Raw genomic sequence first — 19,225 nt, 5'->3', positions numbered from 1 at the left:
GCTTATTTCCGTAAAAATTCGGCACGATTAATGACGATTTTGGACGGACGTCCGTCCCTAGTTTGGGTGTAACAGAACCCAAACCCGTTTTGATGAATTTTTACAGAAAAATGAAAGGCAGATCGAAAGCGAAAAAAATAATACTTTTTAGGTGAAGCCAACCAATCAGAAACGACTTTTTTAACATCTAACACCAAGCCGTTGTGTTGGACTTCGTCCAATTCACAAACGGCTTGGCTCTGCATTTCTTGTTGAAGCTCTTTTTTGATTAAATCCAGATTTTCAAAAAGCCGAGTTTCTTCAAAATCAGACATGGCCTTAGCTTCTTTATCTGATAAATAAGTAACGTTACAAAAAGGCTTTAAAGCGATTGCTGATGGATGCCAATAGCAAAGGCGAGTCATAAAGTAGCCCCCTGTCCTAAAACACCGGACGACAAAACAGAAGGCTGGGCAAAGTCGCCAGGGTAAAAAGGGAAATTTAAAGCATGAAGATTATCAAGCGCTTTTAAATGCGTTACACAGCGACGAGTCCAACGAGCGTAAGCGCGTTTATTAACACTATCAAGCCGACAATAATAAGTAAAATCAACTTCAGGAAAAGTAAATAACGAAGTTTCTTTTTTATTAATGGCTAAAAGCAATAACCAAGCCTGATCTTGTAGTAAATCTGTATGTTTTATATTCATTGTTTGCCCTCAATGTTTAAATGTAGGCTTGCAAATTACATAAAAAAATGTAGGTTGTCAAGCTACATGGTGTTTATCAAATTACATAGCTAAATGTAATTTACAAAACTACAATGATTTCATGAAAACAATAGTAAATTACATAGAAGAATTAAAAGAAAAATATCACCTAGAAAGCTATTATAAAACAATGGCTTATATAGGAATGGAAAGACAGGCATGGTCAAAAATACAAAAAGGACAGGGTGTATCAGAAAAAAACGCTCTAAGACTTGCAGAAGCATTAAAAATAAATCCAATAGAAATAATAGCGGTATCAAATGCACTAAAAGCAGAAAACAATGAATTAAAACTAATGTGGCTAAAACTGGCAGAAGAAAAAGAAAAAGAACGAAAAAATAACAACCTCGCATAATGCGCCTTATGCAAAAAAGCCCTCGTAGAGATTCAATTTTCCACGAGGGCTTTTCTACATAAGGCAGAGGTAAATTATGCGAAGTTGAAAGACGGGGCTTTAGTCCTCAATATCAACTTGTTTATAGGTTTTAGTAACGTTACTTTAATTGTCAATAATAAACATCAGACTGTGAGCCGTTATGCTCCGCATACACTACACAGATCAACGATGTGAAACAGCCGGACATAGAAAACAGTCATTAGTGAAAAGTAGGCTTGGTCGTGTGAAAGCCTCGTGTTATCGACAAACACAACAACATCACCTACTTTTATTTTGTGTTGTCGCTATCGCTCCAAGCTTTCGCAGGGTAACCCCCCATGCCCCCAATGGGGGAAATCTGATATTTGATAAATTGCGTATTTGGACGGCACTTAAAAATTACACTGACAGAGTACAACATTAATGAATTGTTGCATTTCTTTAATAAAATAAATTTTATTAAAAATCTTAACCGCAATACATGACATTAAAATAATACTTGACTTTCTATAACTATATGTTTTTGATCGTGTTTTAAATTAATTTATTGGCATGATAAATGGTGTATTGATTTATTATAAAATATATAATTTTAATTTGAAGCTTGTAGTTGAACCGTTGGCGCAATGTCAGTAAAGCTTTTTTCCTTCTTTTCAGTTTCTCTTGTTCCAGAGTAAACAGTCACCAGCTCGCCGTCTATCTTGCACTCAGTGTCGTTAAAATCACCTGTTTTGCAGTTTACCGCGTTCATGATACGCAAATGCTTAGTAGTTGCATCATGTATATAAACCTTCAATCGTCCGTCAAATAATGCCGTCCCTGCTATCCGGTAACGTTTAGAATAAATAACCGCCTGAACAATTGGCAAAATAACCGCCGTTTGCACTGTGCCTGGAACAGACTGATAAACAGGGGCTACAGGAATAACAGGCGCTTGAACTGAAACAGGCTTGGGTTTAGCGTAAGGGTTATTATGATAAAGATCATAAAACGTATAAGCGCCCCAAATAGCACCCAGTAAAATAACCGGAGCAACATATTTTATATACCAATGATTCCAGACATTAAGCCGTTTATCTGCTCTTATTTCAATACCAGGTAAGCCCGTTTCACTTTTAGTGTGCGATTGGTAATACTTATAAATATTAGGCTTATACGTGCCTAAACCGGATGATTGCGGTTCACCTGGTCTATCAATGGAAGGGATACAGGCAGAGTAAATCTTAACCGTAAAAGTTTTAGACGATCCAGCCGCATTATTTTTGATCGTTAAAACGGTTTGGTCTATCAGATCCCGTAAGTATTTAGCGATTTGACTAGGCGCTTGAGAAACTAACACTATTTCTTGGGTTAAGCCGCCCTCGCCTACTTTGTGCCGATGTTCGGCGAAAAATTCTTTATCCAATTTAGGAATATCGGTAACTTTTACACCAGAAGACCACCAACGCCAACATTCATCAATAATAATGACTGCACCGCCTGGTATGGTCATCAAAAAATCACCTGGGCTTGCTGAATCATCCATATCATCATTGGTAAAAACAGAGATCCCGGCAAAGGTATCCGGGTAATCCTCAGAAATAGCCACCAAGTTTAACGGGATATTAGTATAAATTGGACGGCCAAGCGTTAAGGCCGGTAAAAGCACGTTTTCAATGACACCGTAACTTTTACCAGATCCAGGACGACCACAAAAATATTGAATAGCCATAAAGATTAACCAATAAACGGTAATCTACGAATCAAGAACCGGACAAGATAAGCAGAAGTAATAATGGTCAAGCCGGTACCAATTTTGAACCAACCCAGTATAAACAGCGTAGCGATTGGCAACGCCGCTAAATTGCTGGATAGTTGACTAAAATCACAAACCGTACACGCCGCAAAAATAGCATCAATACCGGATATAACGGCATCCGTTATAAACTCAATAATTTTTTGGGGAATATACAGCAATACCGATAGCAACCATTCACCAAAAGCGTGTAAATCTGGCATAAATCAAGCCCTCAAAACGATTAAAAAAGCCAACAACGCATAAATAAATAACGATACCGCTTGCAACGTTGGCCTGATTAAATCATCCATCGTGCAAAAAGCATCAATCGTTAAATTCACATTAATAAACGGGATAAATTCAGTAAAAATGGGACATTCCGGTGCAACATCAGAAAAGATAACCGTTGGCAGTTTAGATTTAAATTTTGCCGAAACAAGCTCAACTGAATCACCAATAGTACGAACCGTAGGCGTATCAGAAAAAGCCGCCGTATCTTTTTTTAACGCATTGGCTATACCATCCAACTTGCCATTAGTTGCACCTAGCGTGGTATCTTTAGCCAAGCCTAACGAATCGGGACAGGTATTGGTTTGTTCACAAGTACCAGCACTTGCGCCCTGACCCGTTCCAGTACCAGAACCTAAGCCGGTTACCGCATCGCCAGCCGCAATAATGGCTTTTATCAAGTCATCATTAACCATATCACCATAAACTTGGCCGTTACCGGGATTAGCCGAAGGTATAGCATCAGTATGAATCATGGCATCAGCCGCCGCAGTTTGCGCCGCCACCGCCGCCAATAATGAGTTGGCAGACTTGGCAAACGCCGCCGTATAATCTTTGACAGCATCCGCGTAATTTTGAGCCGCCGCCAAAATCTGACTTGGCGTTGATCCGGTATTAGCCGCCACAGAATCAGATTGTGCTTTAGCTGAATTTTGCGCGGATAAAGCCGCCGCTTTTAAATTAACCTTCGCTGATTGAGCAGACGCGGCCGTTGCCGCTTCGGTATCAGCTTGAGATTTTTTAGCATCAGCATTAGCTTTAATAGCCGCAATTTCAGCAGATCGGGCATTAGTCGCGGCTTGAACATCAGCCGCGTTATTAGTACAAGATTGTGCAACCGGCAAACAATCATTAACCGGAGGACAATAAAAATTCGTGGGATTAGATCCCGGAACGGAAGTAATGCACAACGTAATATTGGTAGAAACTTCACATTGCCCCGTATTGACATTAAAAAACTTACCGTCCGTTGGTGAAGTATTATTACAATTTGGAGACGCAACACAAGCAGCCGTTGAAGTAGATCCCGGAGGCGCATATTGACCAGAGGGACAAGCAACGACAGGCGGAGAAGTACAAGCATAAGGCGAAGATGGCGAACGAACTTGTGGAGAAACACAAGGAGTTGCATTAATACAATTAGCACCGGAAACAGTACCACCGGAAGGACATGAATTAACAGAATTTATTTGTGTCCAAGCGCGCTCATCATTAGGTGTATTTTCAGCCCACGGAGTCATACAGTTTTGATTAGTACGTTGATAAGCTTTGTTAGAAGATGGATTCCAACGAAAAACCAACGGATAACCGCCTAAACCAACATCAGAACAAGCTGATACAGGAGTAGAACGAATAGGAGACGCTGAATATTGATAACCAGAAACAACCGGATAAGTATCAGCAAAAACAACAGACGAAAAACAGGATAATAAAGCGACCCACAAAAAAGATTTTAACAATGTCAGCCGCTTCATTATAAAAATCCTTATCTGATAGCAGAAAGAACCATTTTAGCGCCCTTTTTAATGACCAAAGGCAACGCCAACAAAGCCGCAATAGCAAGAACAGCAGTGCCAACGGTTGAAAAATCAACCGCCGCAGTTAAAGGGGTAAAATCAGGGCCGACAGCAAAAGCAGAAACAGAAGAAACAGCCAAAACAGCACCAGCAACAAATTTTAAATAATTTTTCATGATAAACATCCTAAATAGTGATGGTTAAAGCAACCAACAAGCTCTTGGCAAAAGCCAAATTCATTTAAACAGCTTCCAAAAATAATCAGCCCATAGACAACCGAAACAGAAAAAAACCCAGTAATAAAGATCAACCATGTGAACCACCGGAAAGCATTTTTATCACTTGAGCAACGCCCCAAGCCACAGCATAAGCAGGAAAAACCACAGCCGCACCGGACGCCATAGCCGAAACAACAGCAACCGGATCTAATTGAGAAGGGTCAAACGGCAATGAGCTAGGAATATTGGAAAGCACACCCGAGCACGTTGGTGGATTGCTTAACGTCCAATCTACAGAGCAACTCAAAGCCGATGACATAAATTAACCAGCCTTACTAAATGGCGTTTTTACCGGATCAACTTCGACCAGTTTGGACACCTGGACAGAGTCAGCAGGCTTTAAAATAAAAAACTCCTCATCGTTAGCACGCATAGACAAACCGTAAGAGCCATTGGCAAAATATTCTTGCGTTGGCAACGACAACACAGCACCAACGTTTTGCTTTAAAAAGTTAATTTGTTCAGACGTCGCATTTTTTAAATTAATATCAAATTGGCGCGGCTTGGTTTCCCGAGCACGCACTTTTATGCGTGGCGCACGAGTCAACGGGTCAATATCTTCAATCAGTTCAATAATTTTTAAGTTAGACATAGTTTTAAATCCTGTGTTAAGCGACTAAGCGCAAAGGGGTTTTAGGGTTAAAGTCGTGCGTTGGTACTTTTGGTTTTCGATACCAATCAGGCATTGAAAGCTGTTTTACTTCGATAATATCGCAAGACTTGAGCCGCAACGGGGAACGGCTAATATCCAGCTTTTGAGAAATATCAATGCCAACCTGTAACAGTCGTTTTTTATGAACTTTAAATTGCGTATTGCGAATCATTGGCTCACCATGCAACCACAACGAATAATAAAATTGTGTAGCATTGGCAGATTGCCGACTTTTACAAATTGCGGCTTCGATTAGCTGGTCTGCTATTGTTTCAAATGACATTTTGGAAACCTCCAAGCGTTGTCTTATTTCAGTAATGACCTGTAACTCTTTTTTAAAATCTTCTTCTTTTACCAGTCCATAAGCGCATAAATCATTACGCGCCAGATATTCGCGTTTAAAACTGTGTTCCTCACGAACTACACCGTTTTTAACGGTGTACTGTAAGAGATCCTCGTAATACTGATAATCCTGTTCATTACCCCCTTTGCAATGCTTTTTTTGATGTTTTAATAAATCGGTCGTTTTGCAGTAAACTTTGACATAGCGATAAGTCGAGCCATTGCCCTGTATATTTTTACTGTACCATTCGACGGTATTTTCATTCGGGTATAAATACGGCTGTATGGATCGATTGATTGAATGGCTAGACAGTGCTTTCATAAACGACTTTTCATTGCCAAGCCCAACCGAAAGGTTACGCGTAAAATCCACATGCTTAATAATTGCACCGTTATAAACTTTGATATTGCGCGCACCGTCCCGAGCAACTTTAAACGTAAATCCAGTACACTTGGTTAACAAAGGCAAGCCAAAACCTTTTAAAATATGGTTATAAACACCAATACATTGTTCAAAGGTTTTTAAGCCAAAAAGGTTATCCATTCGTGCCCATCGTGACGGATTGCCATAAACCGAGATCCGAAAACCATCACATTTGATGGTTATCATTGATGAATAAGAACCTTCAAGACGTAAATCAGAAATCAATGGATTTTTTTGTGTTTCGCCCGTGTCCAGGTCAAAGCGGTAAAACCCTTCTTTACCGACAAATGGTAATTGTTGACCATCAAGCAAATAATCTTGTGTAACGTTCAATTTATCAATAAAGAAGTTGTCCATGATTGCTTATTTCCGTAAAAATTCGGCACGATTAATGACGATTTTGGACGGACGTCCGTCCCTAGTTTGGGTGTAACAGAACCCAAACCCGTTTTGATGAATTTTTACAGAAAAATGAAAGGCAGATCGAAAGCGAAAAAAATAATACTTTTTAGGTGAAGCCAACCAATCAGAAACGACTTTTTTAACATCTAACACCAAGCCGTTGTGTTGGACTTCGTCCAATTCACAAACGGCTTGGCTCTGCATTTCTTGTTGAAGCTCTTTTTTGATTAAATCCAGATTTTCAAAAAGCCGAGTTTCTTCAAAATCAGACATGGCCTTAGCTTCTTTATCTGATAAATAAGTAACGTTACAAAAAGGCTTTAAAGCGATTGCTGATGGATGCCAATAGCAAAGGCGAGTCATAAAGTAGCCCCCTGTCCTAAAACACCGGACGACAAAACAGAAGGCTGGGCAAAGTCGCCAGGGTAAAAAGGGAAATTTAAAGCATGAAGATTATCAAGCGCTTTTAAATGCGTTACACAGCGACGAGTCCAACGAGCGTAAGCGCGTTTATTAACACTATCAAGCCGACAATAATAAGTAAAATCAACTTCAGGAAAAGTAAATAACGAAGTTTCTTTTTTATTAATGGCTAAAAGCAATAACCAAGCCTGATCTTGTAGTAAATCTGTATGTTTTATATTCATTGTTTGCCCTCAATGTTTAAATGTAGGCTTGCAAATTACATAAAAAAATGTAGGTTGTCAAGCTACATGGTGTTTATCAAATTACATAGCTAAATGTAATTTACAAAACTACAATGATTTCATGAAAACAATAGTAAATTACATAGAAGAATTAAAAGAAAAATATCACCTAGAAAGCTATTATAAAACAATGGCTTATATAGGAATGGAAAGACAGGCATGGTCAAAAATACAAAAAGGACAGGGTGTATCAGAAAAAAACGCTCTAAGACTTGCAGAAGCATTAAAAATAAATCCAATAGAAATAATAGCGGTATCAAATGCACTAAAAGCAGAAAACAATGAATTAAAACTAATGTGGCTAAAACTGGCAGAAGAAAAAGAAAAAGAACGAAAAAATAACAACCTCGCATAATGCGCCTTATGCAAAAAAGCCCTCGTAGAGATTCAATTTTCCACGAGGGCTTTTCTACATAAGGCAGAGGTAAATTATGCGAAGTTATGTAAGGTTGTTTATATAAGCTGATTATTTGATTTTGAACATTCCTTTTATAGAGTCATTTGAATAGCCAGCAATTTGCTAATAAACCACCAGCGTAATAATTTACGTTTTCATAAATTAAACGAGTTCTAACTCTGGTTACATTTATGCTCGGCCACTTCTTTAATTACGATAAATATTTTTATAATAGATTATATTTTTTCATTTTTTTAAAGAAGTGGTTTCAATTTTCTTATTGGGATCTCAGGTTATCTTAATACAGGTGCCCTGTGGGGATTTCAATTAGAAACAGAATTTGGTCATGAAGATACAGATTTTTTGTTTACATCGTTCTCTAATTGATATTTGTAGACAGTAAGTACTTCGCGCTTGATGATATTAAAAAATTTTTACGCCCCAAAATCCAACACCTAAGCCTATCTGTGTATCCGGGTTTGTAACGACAACGTCAAATCCGTTCACTGAATTTTGCCCCGTAATACATGTAAGGTTAATTGGCGAAATAAATACCAAAGATTCACATAGAACTCCACCTATCCATACTTTTGCATCAGGCATAAATCCTGTACCCTTAAGGTTTATTTTAGTTCCTCCCGATGCAGGCCCTGTGGCTGGATTAATGCTATTAACAACTGGAGCAGGTAAAAAAGTCACAACTGGAGCACTGGAAGAATTTACTGCCATTCCTCCTGGTAGCATTAAGCTACTTCCGCCACCACCGCCTCCAGCACTATCAGTTCCTGAACGTTGACGGTGAGGATCAGTAACATTAGAGCCCCCTCCTCCTCCTCCAGCGTATCCGCCGCCGCCGCCGCCAGCTCCACTGCCGCCTTGCCCACCTGCCCCAAAATACTTGCCCGAAGAAAAATCGATTGGCCCCCCTGGCCCTATTTTGGATTCACTATTATTACCTTGATAGTAATAATAACCTCCCTCTGCACCAAAACCACCAAAACCGCCACCACCACCGGCCGCGCCAGTATTATCCGGCTGTTGAGGATGTTGGCCTATGCTCTTAACATTCCCGCCGACTCCACCAGAATAAGCATCAGTCAAACCTACTCCTCCCAGTCCACCAGAATTTATGTCTGCATTTATTTGACCATATTTATTGATCGTGAGGCCACCCGACAATCCAAAACCATCAGGATAATTCCCACCAGATCCACCTGTAGTGATTCCTGGGGTAATCCCCCCATTGCCTCCAATGCCTCTGGAGCCGAAGCTATTCCCACCGCCACCGCCAGCAACAACCATGGGGTTCTGATTAAAGCTTGACCTGGAAATGGATGAATATCCGCCCCCGCCACCGCCACTACCAGTTTCACAACCATTTGCCCCAGAAGAACCAACAGTAATATAAAGAATATGATCTCCTTTTACCTGAAGAGTACCTTTAATTCTTGCACCGAGACCCTTTGGACGATCTCGATCAACACATTGCTGTTTCAGGTTGTCATAATCCCATGTCCCACCATTACCGGCTTTTACGACATAAGTTAAGGTTTGATTGGATTTAACTTCACAGGTATGCTGGCCTGGTATATCTGAAAAAAATGCGTCACAGTTAACGCCAAGACATAGTGATGGAAGAAGAAAAAAAACAAGCAATGAAAGGGATCTCATTTTTAACGATGTCATATTTTATGTACTCTTATAACGGTTGCCAAACGATATTCTTTCGTTAGCTAGCCAGCAATTTATTTTTAGGTTGTTGGTTGTGGAATAAAGCGCCACTATGTACTTTTTATTTTTTGACTGATACCCATATACCCAATGATATCAACTACAATCTGCTTTAAGCCTTGATTTATTCTTTTGTCTTTAACAATCGCTTGCAACTGCTTAATATTTGTTCTTTAATTGCAATTTTTTTATTTATATTACATAGGTCCTGATGAGAGCAGGATGACAGTGTTAGTACTGTTGAGGCAGAACATTTAATTTTATTGTCCAATAAACGGTTAATGCAATTATAATAAATTGCATTAAAACTGTTAATTACTGATTTGCACCCCCCGAATATAGAGCCTGTTGCTTTATGTTTTAGATCTGAAGCATCGTGGCCTAGCCATAACTGGCTGGCAAGATCAAGATTCTCAATATCAGATTTATTAGGTGTAATAGAGGGTAAAAATAATCTTGCATCGTTAGCAATATCATTAAGCGTGCTGGACAAAATTTTGTTTTGAGATTCCAGAGAAGACACTATTTCAGGAAGCATTTCAATGTCGACCCATAAAAAAAGCTCTGTATTAAATGGATTAAAAAGAGTGGCATCGTTCAAAAGAAACATCTTTGACACTTCTGCAAAATTAATAACGGCTATATTTTCTGCTTTAGATTTACCAGAATCCGACTTCGAATCTGATTTTATCGATTGAAGAAAGTTAGTGTAGAGGGCTTGGTCTTTAAGCTCGGTTATCTCTTTTGTGATTAAGTACGTGCTATTTGCATTTCTTTCTTTTATAGCCAACATTGCCGGGCCAGGAGAGCTATAAATAAGAACAGGAATGCTAGATTCGAGTGGCTTCAGTAATGATTTAACTTTTTCGTATAAAATATTAGGGTGAGACAGTGAATGCTCAATTGATGTTTGCAATACCGAAGTTACAAGAGTTATGTTCTTTTCAGTAAGGTTGATATTTGTTTCTGTGGGCTGAATTGGTAATGTGCTATTTGAAATCAAATTCCAATGCTCAACAGTTACCGCATCAATATCCATGCAACCTATATGGTATACATAATCATTATTTATAAAAATCTCTAATAGCGCTTTTTTTTCCTCTTCATCCAAATTGATATATTCGCACCGGATAAGCTTTGGTCGCCAGATGGAAAAGTCAAGTTGGCGCAGGATTTTGTAATCCCAGCCTTCGGCATCGATACAAATAATATCAAGAGCTTCTAGGTTATGTCGTGATAGAAGGGTATTCAGAGTAATACAGTTGACCTCAATCATTTCGCCATAAAGCTCTACGGTCTTTGCGTCTCCTTCGGAACTCAGTCCATTACGGGGAGGATAGATCGATGACATACCGCCAAAGCAACTATGAACCTTACCCGTATCAATCGCTTGTTGATTAATGGTCAGCATTTTGATCGTGCCATCATGCTCAGCTATTGCACTGTTTTCATAGTTGCTATCAGGACTACAACCGAGAGTTAAAAGATTTTCTTTAACTCGATGTTCAAGTTTTTAAATTCTTTACATTCTTATTTTTGGCAAATCATCCAGCGGCACGGTACTGTAGCGAAGTCGTGGGTTCCAGTCGGCCTAAATCTCTGCCAACCATATGCTTGCCGGAAGGCATTAACTGAAAAATATCGTCAACAAGTACAGCCAATTCTTTAAGTTTCTCTGCTGGATTCTGGTGCTCCAGCAATGTTTTGATAAATTCGAGCAGCACATCCATTTGAGACTTTCTTTGCAGGCTACCTACGGTATACGCGGGCAGTTTGTTTTCTATACGGGCCATCTGCTCTGGGTGAAGGAGAAGGCAATGGTCAAGCAACAGACTCAGAATCAGGCCACGGCTTGATCCCTCTTCATCCAATTGTTTGGCCTCACGCCCCCATCCTTCATAAAGCTTCCAGTCCTCAAAGAAAACCTCTACAAGCCATCTCAATGTGTAGGCTTGAATAATATCCATGGTGCGCCACGTCATATTGGTGGCCACTAAATAGCGGTAATCGCTTTCGCCTTCATATTTCAGGGCAACGACTAAGCGTTTCTTGCCATGCGCAAGCACTTTTAATCGAGCACTGCTCACGGTCGCTTTAACCTCTTCACCGCCACGCACCCGCAAAGTCACTTCTACGCCGTTGTTGATGGTATTGAAATAGTCCTTCAAATTCCTTTTCTTGCTTCGATATTCAATGATCTGGTTCTCGCGTAACTGGCTGATAACTTGGTTAATATCAAATATCCGTGAAGCGGTATCCATAAAACCCGCTTCGCCGTACAAGGCATCAGCCAACACGGCTTTGATTTTGATATCACCATGGGCATCCTTAAAAGCTTGCAGCAGTCGTAAAGCAAGTTGCGTTTTTGTTGGATACCGACTATCGCGCATAGGCTGAACAGGGCGATCTTTTTTCGCCATGCCCGCTTTTTTCAAGCGTTTATCTTCCTTACTCCATGCCGTTAGCGCCGGATCAGGCCTGTAAAAAGCAAAGCCTACCGGAAGCGTGACGGTCTGCGTCACCAGCAATAATAAAACCACCGTCTGTCCGTTGACATAGCCCCCTGAAACCTTGTGTTTTTGCTTATGAACGCCATAAATTCGCTTGGTTCGCTTTGAGCGTGCCCGATCCGATTCATCGAGGACCAGTACACCTTCTGTAATCCCGTGCCGTTTCAAAACCAATGTCACACTCGCCAAAAGCAAATAATCCCAGGCTACTTTTGCTTCGCGAAACATCCACGAAAGTGCGGCAATCTTGCGTTCTCCCAAGCTCGCACGCTCGAACTTCGCCCAGCACACCGAATTGGTCAGTAATATTCCCGTCAAACAAAATCCCAACCAAATCTTTTGTAGTGGCGTCAGTTTAGCGGTGGGCTTTAGCTTTCTCAGAGCCGCATCTAAATCGGTGACAAAAGTTTTTATAAACTGCGCAGGCTCGTTCATCAACATATTGTTGAAATACGTCCAATTCTAGCACTGATTGGCTTACCCGTTTTCCTGCTGTTTTTCTAAGCTAAAAAACTTGAACATTGAGTTTAAGTCTCCTAAATTGCTCAGGGATTGGCTCAACAAATAACCCTGACCATTTATAAGCTTTTAAATAGGGATTAAAATCATCGAAAGACACGCCATCCATTGCTCCGATAACAAGAAAAAAAGGTGGCTTATCCGATAAGCCCATATTATGCAGAGTAATATCGAATACATTTTGATCTGTTTTCATGTCTTTCTCTTTTTTATTTTTAGGATAATTTAATGTAGATTCGGTGGCTGAATTATTACCGGGACAATTAAGTGAATATCCAGGTTTCGGGTTTTGTAACATTTGATCGAAAAACTGGCTGAAATTGATTTGTTTAGGGTTATAAAAATCCGTCCATCCTTCATGATACCAAGAGTCAAAAGTAAAGGATTTAAACAGCTCCGGATGGTCTGCATACATAGCTGTCAGGATACTTTCTTCGAAGTAAAGCTGGTTGTTGTGCAATATCTGAATGCACTTTTGATCAAAAAGATCACAAAGCTTTAAAACAGGATTCCTTAGGCCTCCAAACAGGCCACCTATCAGACTATTCGAGTTTTTGTAAGGGTTATTATTGAATTTTTCCGGTATTACACGTTGGTGAGGTATGGTAGTTTTAATGCCAAGAATTCGGCCATCCACAAATTTTGTTATCCGAGTGAAAAGTATCGACGGAAAAGCGCTGATAAAATCGTGTCTGCGTCCAGCATTTAAAGCTTCATCACTGGTATATTTGGGAGATATAATTCCGGCATGGGCAAGACCGGCATCAATCCAATAGGCACAATCAATTTTTGGGTGTTCTTGAAGAATACGTCTCAACATGTAAAATTTACCCCACATAATTTCGACGCAACGTTGTTGCCATTCAAATCCGGTATAGGCCTCTGGAAATGTTGCTTTGATACTCTGAATGTCACTGCTGAACGGAATGTCACTTATTTCCAAAAATATCCATTTGATATTTGGCATAGTGCCGAGGTGTGTCGATTTGATCTTATCAAATTCACTTTTAGATACAAAGCAATAGACAGGAAGTCCGTTAGTAGCGATTGTTAACAAGGAGTCTCGATAAAAGCTGTCACGATTGAGCCGCCCCCCATATTTTGTGCCAGAAAGCCCGTTATACATACATGTTACAAGGGCAATTTGTGGTTTTTTCCTGAATATTGATTGACTACCACTGGTTAAAGAGGGCAATGAAATTTTAAGCTTTTTTAAGGCAGTTAAAAGGCAGTGAAGGTTATACATTTACGGCAGATCAAAAAAGTGGATTCGATGGCTTTTTATAGCAGTAGTTTAGACAGTTTTTATGAAATGACAGTCCGTAAAACGGATGGCTTTCTAAAAATGACTTTCTAAAAATCAACAACTTTAAATTTTTTAAAAACATACAGTTACAAAAACCTTCCAAACTATTGTTTACCGTGATATTTAGAGCAGATACTTAATGGTTTCATTTTTTTATAATTAAATATAAAAAAATTAACTATTTTTTTTATATTATAACATGACATAATTAAACCATACAATTCCAAGCTGGACTGATAATTGCAAAATCAGCCAGATTTAAAGATTTTTTTTAAGCTCTCCTTTGCGATTAAAGGCATAGGTTTAAATAGTTCTGTTTAACGCAAAATAATAATTGTCAACAACGAGATCCGAGATACCTGTATACGCTCGTAAAACCGTAAGTACTAAGAGTGACAGCGTTATTTTTACTATTTTTTGGGACATAAAGCCCGAAAATCGTTAGAAAACAGAGGCTATTTTTAAGACAGGATCAGAAAATTCAAATGATACAAAGAGAGAAAGTTGTATTTATACATACCCCAAAAACGGGTGGGGGTGCAATGGAGTATTTCTTCTACGATCAACTCAAGAAGATAAGAAGAAATTATTTCCTTTCTTTTTCAGGTTTGGACGACTCAAGATTTTATGATGATAATTTATGTACAAAAAGAAGCTATGGAAATAAATGCCTTATTGAAGGAATATTCAAAAATAAACCTTTAACTCATGAGTTCAATATAAGTCCACACTTTCAACAGGCAAAAATGTTGTTTGGCCATACAACAAGTAGCCTCCACGATATGTTTCCCGATTATAAATTTAATTATATCTGTGTTTTAAGGCATCCCGTAGAGAGAACAATTTCTAATATAGCCCAATTTTCAACGATAATTAATGGAATGGTCAAATTTGGTTCTTATTTAATTGAGAGCGAAAAACTATCTCGCGAATATTGGGATAATATTTATGAAATTTTAATTAAGGAGTACCCAATATCAGGATTCCAAGTGCATGAAAACTTCTATCTCAGAAATTGTATGACCCATATTCTTCAAGGATCCAAGTACTTGGATCCCTATCAAAAACCAGACTTGGGCTTGGCAATTTACAATAGCAGGAAAATAAACATTGCATTATATTGCAATTACAATAGAAGTTTGCAGGCCGCTTTTAATAAAACTGGGATACCAATTGATATGTCCGGAAACTTAAAAGCCTTAGGTGGTGAGCCTGAAATTAATAATATTAAAAAAATATATGGACTTTATTACAATGCCCCAAAAAAGATTATTGACTTTATTATAGATAACAACCAAGACGATATAAGGCTTTATAACTTAATTAAAAAATATAATGATTGTTAGGATTAACAATTTTTATCAAAGTCAATTTGGTGGCAGAGGTAGGTCAAATGCCGTTAAGATGAATGACCTATTTGGTTTGAAGTCGCTACCGTTTTATTATCAACTTTCAGAAGTTAAACTTCCAATAATAATGTACTTTACAAAAAAACTTGTTTTACTTGACAATAACGGTCTTTCCAGTATTATTTGCGTCCAATTTCAGGCTCATTCCCTATTGGAAGAGACTCTATTTTTATATAACTGCATCAATGAGTTAGCATAAAAATGATAACTATATAAAGTCATCTGGAAAATAATTATATGCATCAGTTTGTAAAAAACTATGAAATTATAGGTGACATCCCGCCAGGCGAATTTAGTTTCTTTGGTGGTGGCGTGGCTTATAAAGAGTTGGTTTACCGTATCTTCAATAACAAAAAACCTGTGAAGGTATTAGATATAGGTTTTGGAACAGGCCATCTTGGTCAAGTTATAAAATCCAATCCAGAGACTTCTCATTGGGAAGTAGACGGGATTGACGGCCATCTAACCACTTGTTACAACAAATTATTATTTAAGGAAAGATATTATAGAAATATCTTTCATGGTTATGCTCAAGAATTAACTGCTGATCAGCTTAAAGGTTATGACTTAATTTGCTTATTTGATGTTATCGAACATTTGGATGTTAAATCTGCCTATTTGTTACTTAAAACACTCCTTTGCTCACTAGATAACGAATCATTTCTTTGTCTTAGCACGCCAATGTTTTTTATGCCTCAAGGGAATTTAGAAGAAGGCGATCTGGAAGAACATCTGATCGGCATACCGGCAAGTTCATTGATGGCTTTGATGCCTAAGATGTACACAGTCTATGCCAAAGATATTTTGGTGGGTAATTTTGTCTATGGCAAAGAAAGCGTTGATTACTTGGAGTTTTTTAGTGCAACAGATGATAAAAGTTTTGATGTTAACAAAGGTTATAAAATTGCAAAAGCAGTTGGGATGAATATTCATGATGATGTAATAACCCGGACAAATTTGTAATATGCAAATCCCGGAATTACATTGTGAAATTACTTCATCAATCGAATTAGGCAACATTGTCACCGCAATTTTTTTAAACTCCTATGCAACACTTAGCTTAAAAAACATAAATATTTAGATATCTATGATAATTTTTCCAGAAAATAAAAGTAATAAGACTATTTTCATTCAGATAGCTGCGTATAGAGATCCAGAGTTAAATAATACCTTGGCGAGTCTATTGTCTAATGCAAAATATCCGGAAGAATTGCGGATAGGGATTGCCTGGCAGCATAATATTATGGATAAATGGGATAATTTAGATAACTATATCAACGATGACAGATTTAGAATTATCGATATTAACTTTTTAGAGTCTAAGGGCTGTTGCTGGGCGAGAAATCAAGTGCAACAACAATATCAGGGAGAAGACTATACGCTACAGATAGATTCTCACCATAGATTTTCTCCTGATTGGGATGAAATTCTGATTAACATGCTAATAAATTTACAATCAGAAGGCTATCCAAAGCCCCTAATTACAGGATATATGCCCAGTTATGACCCTAACAATGATCCGGCAGGCAGGATTAATGAATTATGGAAAATGAACTTTGACAGATTTATTCCGGAAGGGGCTATATTCTTTTTGCCTGCTCAATTTGATGACTTTGATGGTAATGAAAAGCCTGTCAGGAGTAGATTTTATAGTGCGCACTTCGCATTTACATTAGGCCAGTTCGCGCTAGAAGTACAGCATGATCCAGATTACTATTTTCATGGTGAGGAAATTAGTATCACTGTGAGAGCTTTTACGCATGGATATGATCTATTTCATCCCAATATAATTATTTGCTGGCATGAATATACCAGAAATGGCAGAGCAAAACATTGGGATGATGTTAGTTCTTGGGGAGAAAAAAATCAACATTCTCATCATCTTAATAGAATTCTCTTCAGAATGGATGGACAAGTGGGGACATTAAATCCAAAGTATGGATTTGGTAGTACCAGGACACTGCATGACTATGAAAAATATGCCGGCATAAGCTTTGAGCACAGAGCTATTCAACAGGAGACCTTAGATCATAAAGAGCCTCCAAATACATCAGTTCCAGAAGACCAATGGGAAATCTCCTTATTGAGCATATTTAAGCATTGTATCGATATTGGCTATGATCAAGTTCCTGAATCAGATTATGATTTCTGGTGTGTAGTTTTCAAAGATGAGCATAACAATGATCTGTATAGACAAGACGCAGATGAAGCTGAGATCACTACTATGAAAAATGATCCAGACCGATACTGTAAAATATGGAGAGAGTTTGAAACTAAAATAAAACCCAAGCGATGGGTTGTCTGGCCACATAGTAAGAGTAAAGACTGGTGTACAGCAATTCACGGAGAGCTACCTTAATTAAGGTTTGGTAAATTTTATTAAAATTGATGTTTTTTTGTATTTATGATTTTAAAATTAGGGTCGCTTATAATTTATGGGACAATGGAACTTTTAGATGAAAAAGAACGATAAAGACGCTCTTTCAAAAGTTAATGCTGGTAGACGAAGACTTATAAAAGCACTTGGGATTGTTTCTACAGGTGCTCTTGTTAAAGTCGGTCTGATTCCCAATGCTTGGGTAAAGCCTGTTATTGATTTTGTGTTTGTTCCATCGTATGCAGATATTACAGCGACTCCCAGCCCAAGCGGAGCTAATTACCCGACTGCGACTGCGACTGCGACCAACTACCCGACTGCGACACCAACTTCGACTCCGACTCCGACGCCAACGTCTACCTTTACACCGACGCCAACGCTGACTCAAACTCAGACCAACACAGCATCCACTGTAGCCGTCGTTACACCGACGCCAACGCTGACAGGAACCGCAGCAGCTACTCCAACGCCGACTAAAACAATAGTTGCAGCTACTCCGACAGCGACTCTGACCCAAACTAAGACTCAAACTAAGACCCGAACTCCGGCCGTAACCAAGACAGCAACCGCCACCGTTACGCCGACTGGAATCCAAGCTACACCAACACCAACACCGACTCTGACTCAGACTAATACAGCATCCGCCGTAGTCGCCGTTACACCGACGCCAACACTGACAGGAACCGCCGCCGCAACACCAACGCCAACGCTGACAGGAACTGCCGCCGCAACACCGACGCCAACACTAACAGGAACCGCCGCCGCAACACCGACGCCAACACTGACAGGAACCGCCGCCGCTACGCCAACACCAACGCTAACAAGAACTGCCGCCGTTACGCCAACACCAACGCTAACAAGAACTGCCGCCGTTACGCCGACTCCGACTCCGACGCCGACACGACCGGCAAAAGTTACGCCGACTCCAACAAAGACTCGATCCGCAAAAGTTACGCCGACTCCAACCCCGACTCGACCTGTAAAAGTTACGCCGACTCCAACTTCGACTCGACCGGCAAAAGTTACGCCGACTCCAAAAAAGAAAACAGCGGGCTAAAAAGTCGATGAAATCATAAACTCATGAAATATCATGAATTACTTACCTTGATTACAGACAATTTTTATTACAATTTAATTTTTAAAAGGCGAACATAATGGGTTTTATTTCAATATGGCATTGGGTAATTGTGCTTCTACTGGTTTTTCTCTTATTTGGAACTAAAAAACTAAGAAATGCAGGTTCTGACTTGGCTGCTGCTTTAAAAGGTTTCAAGAAAGAAATTCTTGACGATACTGAGTCTGAAAAGTTACCCGAGGAAGATATCAAGCCTGAAAAACCTTCTACCAATTCTCACTAACATAGTAAATTTAACAAATTATTAGCAGGTCAGGTGCTTTTGTCAATGTCGGCCTGATTCCAAATGTTTGGGTACAGTCTGTTATTGATTTTATCCTTGTATGCTGA

General features: G+C 39.1%; 22 protein-coding genes and 1 pseudogene. 7 read left to right on the top strand and 16 right to left on the bottom strand.

Features of this window, described 5'->3' with window-relative positions; translation table 11 throughout:
* Nucleotides 1–2 precede the first annotated feature (2 nt).
* Entirely contained in the window at nucleotides 3–314 is a 312-nt protein-coding gene (locus KKZ03_RS14805) for a hypothetical protein (RefSeq protein ID WP_243217574.1), read from the bottom strand.
* A gap of 86 nt (nucleotides 315–400) precedes the next feature.
* Nucleotides 401–688: a hypothetical protein gene (locus KKZ03_RS14800; RefSeq protein WP_243217573.1), complete on the bottom strand. Its 288-nt coding sequence runs from the start codon at nucleotides 686–688 to the stop codon at nucleotides 401–403.
* A gap of 121 nt (nucleotides 689–809) precedes the next feature.
* Here KKZ03_RS14800 and KKZ03_RS14795 point away from each other — a divergent pair, with 121 nt between their 5' ends.
* The gene (locus KKZ03_RS14795) at nucleotides 810–1,103 is read left to right on the top strand and encodes a hypothetical protein (protein ID WP_243217572.1); all 294 of its coding nucleotides are present in this window, start codon (nucleotides 810–812) and stop codon (nucleotides 1,101–1,103) included.
* Between the two features lie 613 nt (nucleotides 1,104–1,716).
* On the opposite strand, the gene KKZ03_RS14790 is transcribed toward KKZ03_RS14795, so the two are convergent.
* The 9 genes from KKZ03_RS14790 to KKZ03_RS14750 form a co-directional block, all read right to left on the bottom strand.
* Nucleotides 1,717–2,835, bottom strand: coding sequence for a zonular occludens toxin domain-containing protein (locus KKZ03_RS14790; protein ID WP_243217581.1), 1,119 nt, complete (start codon nucleotides 2,833–2,835; stop codon nucleotides 1,717–1,719).
* Between the two features lie 5 nt (nucleotides 2,836–2,840).
* Complete coding sequence (locus tag KKZ03_RS14785) at nucleotides 2,841–3,122, bottom strand: DUF2523 family protein (RefSeq protein ID WP_243217580.1); 282 nt, start codon at nucleotides 3,120–3,122, stop codon at nucleotides 2,841–2,843.
* Nucleotides 3,123–3,125: 3 nt separating this feature from the next.
* A complete protein-coding gene (locus KKZ03_RS14780) occupies nucleotides 3,126–4,664 on the bottom strand; it encodes a hypothetical protein (protein WP_243217579.1) in 1,539 nt (512 codons plus the stop codon).
* An 11-nt stretch (nucleotides 4,665–4,675) separates the two neighbouring features.
* Nucleotides 4,676–4,882, bottom strand: coding sequence for a hypothetical protein (locus KKZ03_RS14775; protein WP_243217578.1), 207 nt, complete (start codon nucleotides 4,880–4,882; stop codon nucleotides 4,676–4,678).
* Nucleotides 4,883–5,012: 130 nt separating this feature from the next.
* Nucleotides 5,013–5,243 carry a hypothetical protein gene (locus KKZ03_RS14770; RefSeq protein WP_243217577.1) on the bottom strand — a complete coding sequence of 77 codons (231 nt, stop codon included), beginning with the start codon at nucleotides 5,241–5,243 and terminating at the stop codon, nucleotides 5,013–5,015.
* Nucleotides 5,244–5,246: 3 nt separating this feature from the next.
* Nucleotides 5,247–5,576, bottom strand: coding sequence for a hypothetical protein (locus KKZ03_RS14765; RefSeq protein ID WP_243217576.1), 330 nt, complete (start codon nucleotides 5,574–5,576; stop codon nucleotides 5,247–5,249).
* 16 nt (nucleotides 5,577–5,592) lie between these two features.
* Complete coding sequence (locus KKZ03_RS14760) at nucleotides 5,593–6,759, bottom strand: phage/plasmid replication protein (RefSeq protein WP_243217575.1); 1,167 nt, start codon at nucleotides 6,757–6,759, stop codon at nucleotides 5,593–5,595.
* Between the two features lie 6 nt (nucleotides 6,760–6,765).
* Nucleotides 6,766–7,077: a hypothetical protein gene (locus KKZ03_RS14755; protein ID WP_243217574.1), complete on the bottom strand. Its 312-nt coding sequence runs from the start codon at nucleotides 7,075–7,077 to the stop codon at nucleotides 6,766–6,768.
* A gap of 86 nt (nucleotides 7,078–7,163) precedes the next feature.
* Complete coding sequence (locus KKZ03_RS14750; protein ID WP_243217573.1) at nucleotides 7,164–7,451, bottom strand: hypothetical protein; 288 nt, start codon at nucleotides 7,449–7,451, stop codon at nucleotides 7,164–7,166.
* Between the two features lie 121 nt (nucleotides 7,452–7,572).
* On the opposite strand from KKZ03_RS14750, the gene KKZ03_RS14745 reads away from it, so the two are divergent.
* A complete protein-coding gene (locus KKZ03_RS14745) occupies nucleotides 7,573–7,866 on the top strand; it encodes a hypothetical protein (RefSeq protein ID WP_243217572.1) in 294 nt (97 codons plus the stop codon).
* Nucleotides 7,867–8,331: 465 nt separating this feature from the next.
* Here the strand turns inward: KKZ03_RS14745 and KKZ03_RS14740 are convergent, their stop codons facing one another.
* The 5 genes and pseudogenes from KKZ03_RS14740 to KKZ03_RS14725 all read right to left on the bottom strand — a co-directional run bounded on the left by KKZ03_RS14740 (nucleotide 8,332) and on the right by KKZ03_RS14725 (nucleotide 13,914).
* The gene (locus KKZ03_RS14740; protein WP_243217571.1) at nucleotides 8,332–9,594 is read right to left on the bottom strand and encodes an IPT/TIG domain-containing protein; all 1,263 of its coding nucleotides are present in this window, start codon (nucleotides 9,592–9,594) and stop codon (nucleotides 8,332–8,334) included.
* 169 nt (nucleotides 9,595–9,763) lie between these two features.
* Complete coding sequence (locus tag KKZ03_RS14735) at nucleotides 9,764–10,750, bottom strand: WlaTC/HtrL family glycosyltransferase (protein ID WP_371744903.1); 987 nt, start codon at nucleotides 10,748–10,750, stop codon at nucleotides 9,764–9,766.
* Nucleotides 10,727–11,113, bottom strand: a pseudogene (locus KKZ03_RS22085) (FkbM family methyltransferase); the annotation flags it as partial. The pseudogene KKZ03_RS22085 and the gene KKZ03_RS14735, both read right to left, overlap by 24 nt.
* A 70-nt stretch (nucleotides 11,114–11,183) precedes the next feature.
* Nucleotides 11,184–12,584 carry a transposase gene (locus tag KKZ03_RS14730; RefSeq protein ID WP_243217345.1) on the bottom strand — a complete coding sequence of 467 codons (1,401 nt, stop codon included), beginning with the start codon at nucleotides 12,582–12,584 and terminating at the stop codon, nucleotides 11,184–11,186.
* Nucleotides 12,585–12,654: 70 nt separating this feature from the next.
* Nucleotides 12,655–13,914 (bottom strand): hypothetical protein, encoded by a 1,260-nt coding sequence (locus KKZ03_RS14725; protein ID WP_243217569.1) that lies wholly within the window; start codon nucleotides 13,912–13,914, stop codon nucleotides 12,655–12,657.
* 545 nt (nucleotides 13,915–14,459) lie between these two features.
* On the opposite strand from KKZ03_RS14725, the gene KKZ03_RS14720 reads away from it, so the two are divergent.
* The 5 genes from KKZ03_RS14720 (at nucleotide 14,460) to tatA (ending at nucleotide 19,118) form a co-directional block, all read left to right on the top strand.
* Nucleotides 14,460–15,320 carry a hypothetical protein gene (locus KKZ03_RS14720; protein WP_243217568.1) on the top strand — a complete coding sequence of 287 codons (861 nt, stop codon included), beginning with the start codon at nucleotides 14,460–14,462 and terminating at the stop codon, nucleotides 15,318–15,320.
* A 300-nt stretch (nucleotides 15,321–15,620) separates the two neighbouring features.
* Nucleotides 15,621–16,346: a methyltransferase domain-containing protein gene (locus KKZ03_RS14715; RefSeq protein WP_243217567.1), complete on the top strand. Its 726-nt coding sequence runs from the start codon at nucleotides 15,621–15,623 to the stop codon at nucleotides 16,344–16,346.
* Nucleotides 16,347–16,470: 124 nt separating this feature from the next.
* Entirely contained in the window at nucleotides 16,471–17,742 is a 1,272-nt protein-coding gene (locus KKZ03_RS14710; RefSeq protein ID WP_243217566.1) for a UDP-N-acetylglucosamine-transferase, read from the top strand.
* 97 nt (nucleotides 17,743–17,839) lie between these two features.
* A complete protein-coding gene (locus KKZ03_RS14705) occupies nucleotides 17,840–18,817 on the top strand; it encodes a hypothetical protein (protein ID WP_243217565.1) in 978 nt (325 codons plus the stop codon).
* A gap of 97 nt (nucleotides 18,818–18,914) precedes the next feature.
* The gene (gene tatA, locus KKZ03_RS14700; protein WP_243217564.1) at nucleotides 18,915–19,118 is read left to right on the top strand and encodes a twin-arginine translocase TatA/TatE family subunit; all 204 of its coding nucleotides are present in this window, start codon (nucleotides 18,915–18,917) and stop codon (nucleotides 19,116–19,118) included.
* Nucleotides 19,119–19,225 lie beyond the last annotated feature (107 nt).

Origin of the sequence: Methylobacter sp. S3L5C (genome assembly GCF_022788635.1) — a bacterium.
Lineage (GTDB): Bacteria > Pseudomonadota > Gammaproteobacteria > Methylococcales > Methylomonadaceae > Methylobacter_C.
Note: the sequence above shows the minus strand (reverse complement) of the source record. Positions and strands in the feature narration are given on the sequence as shown.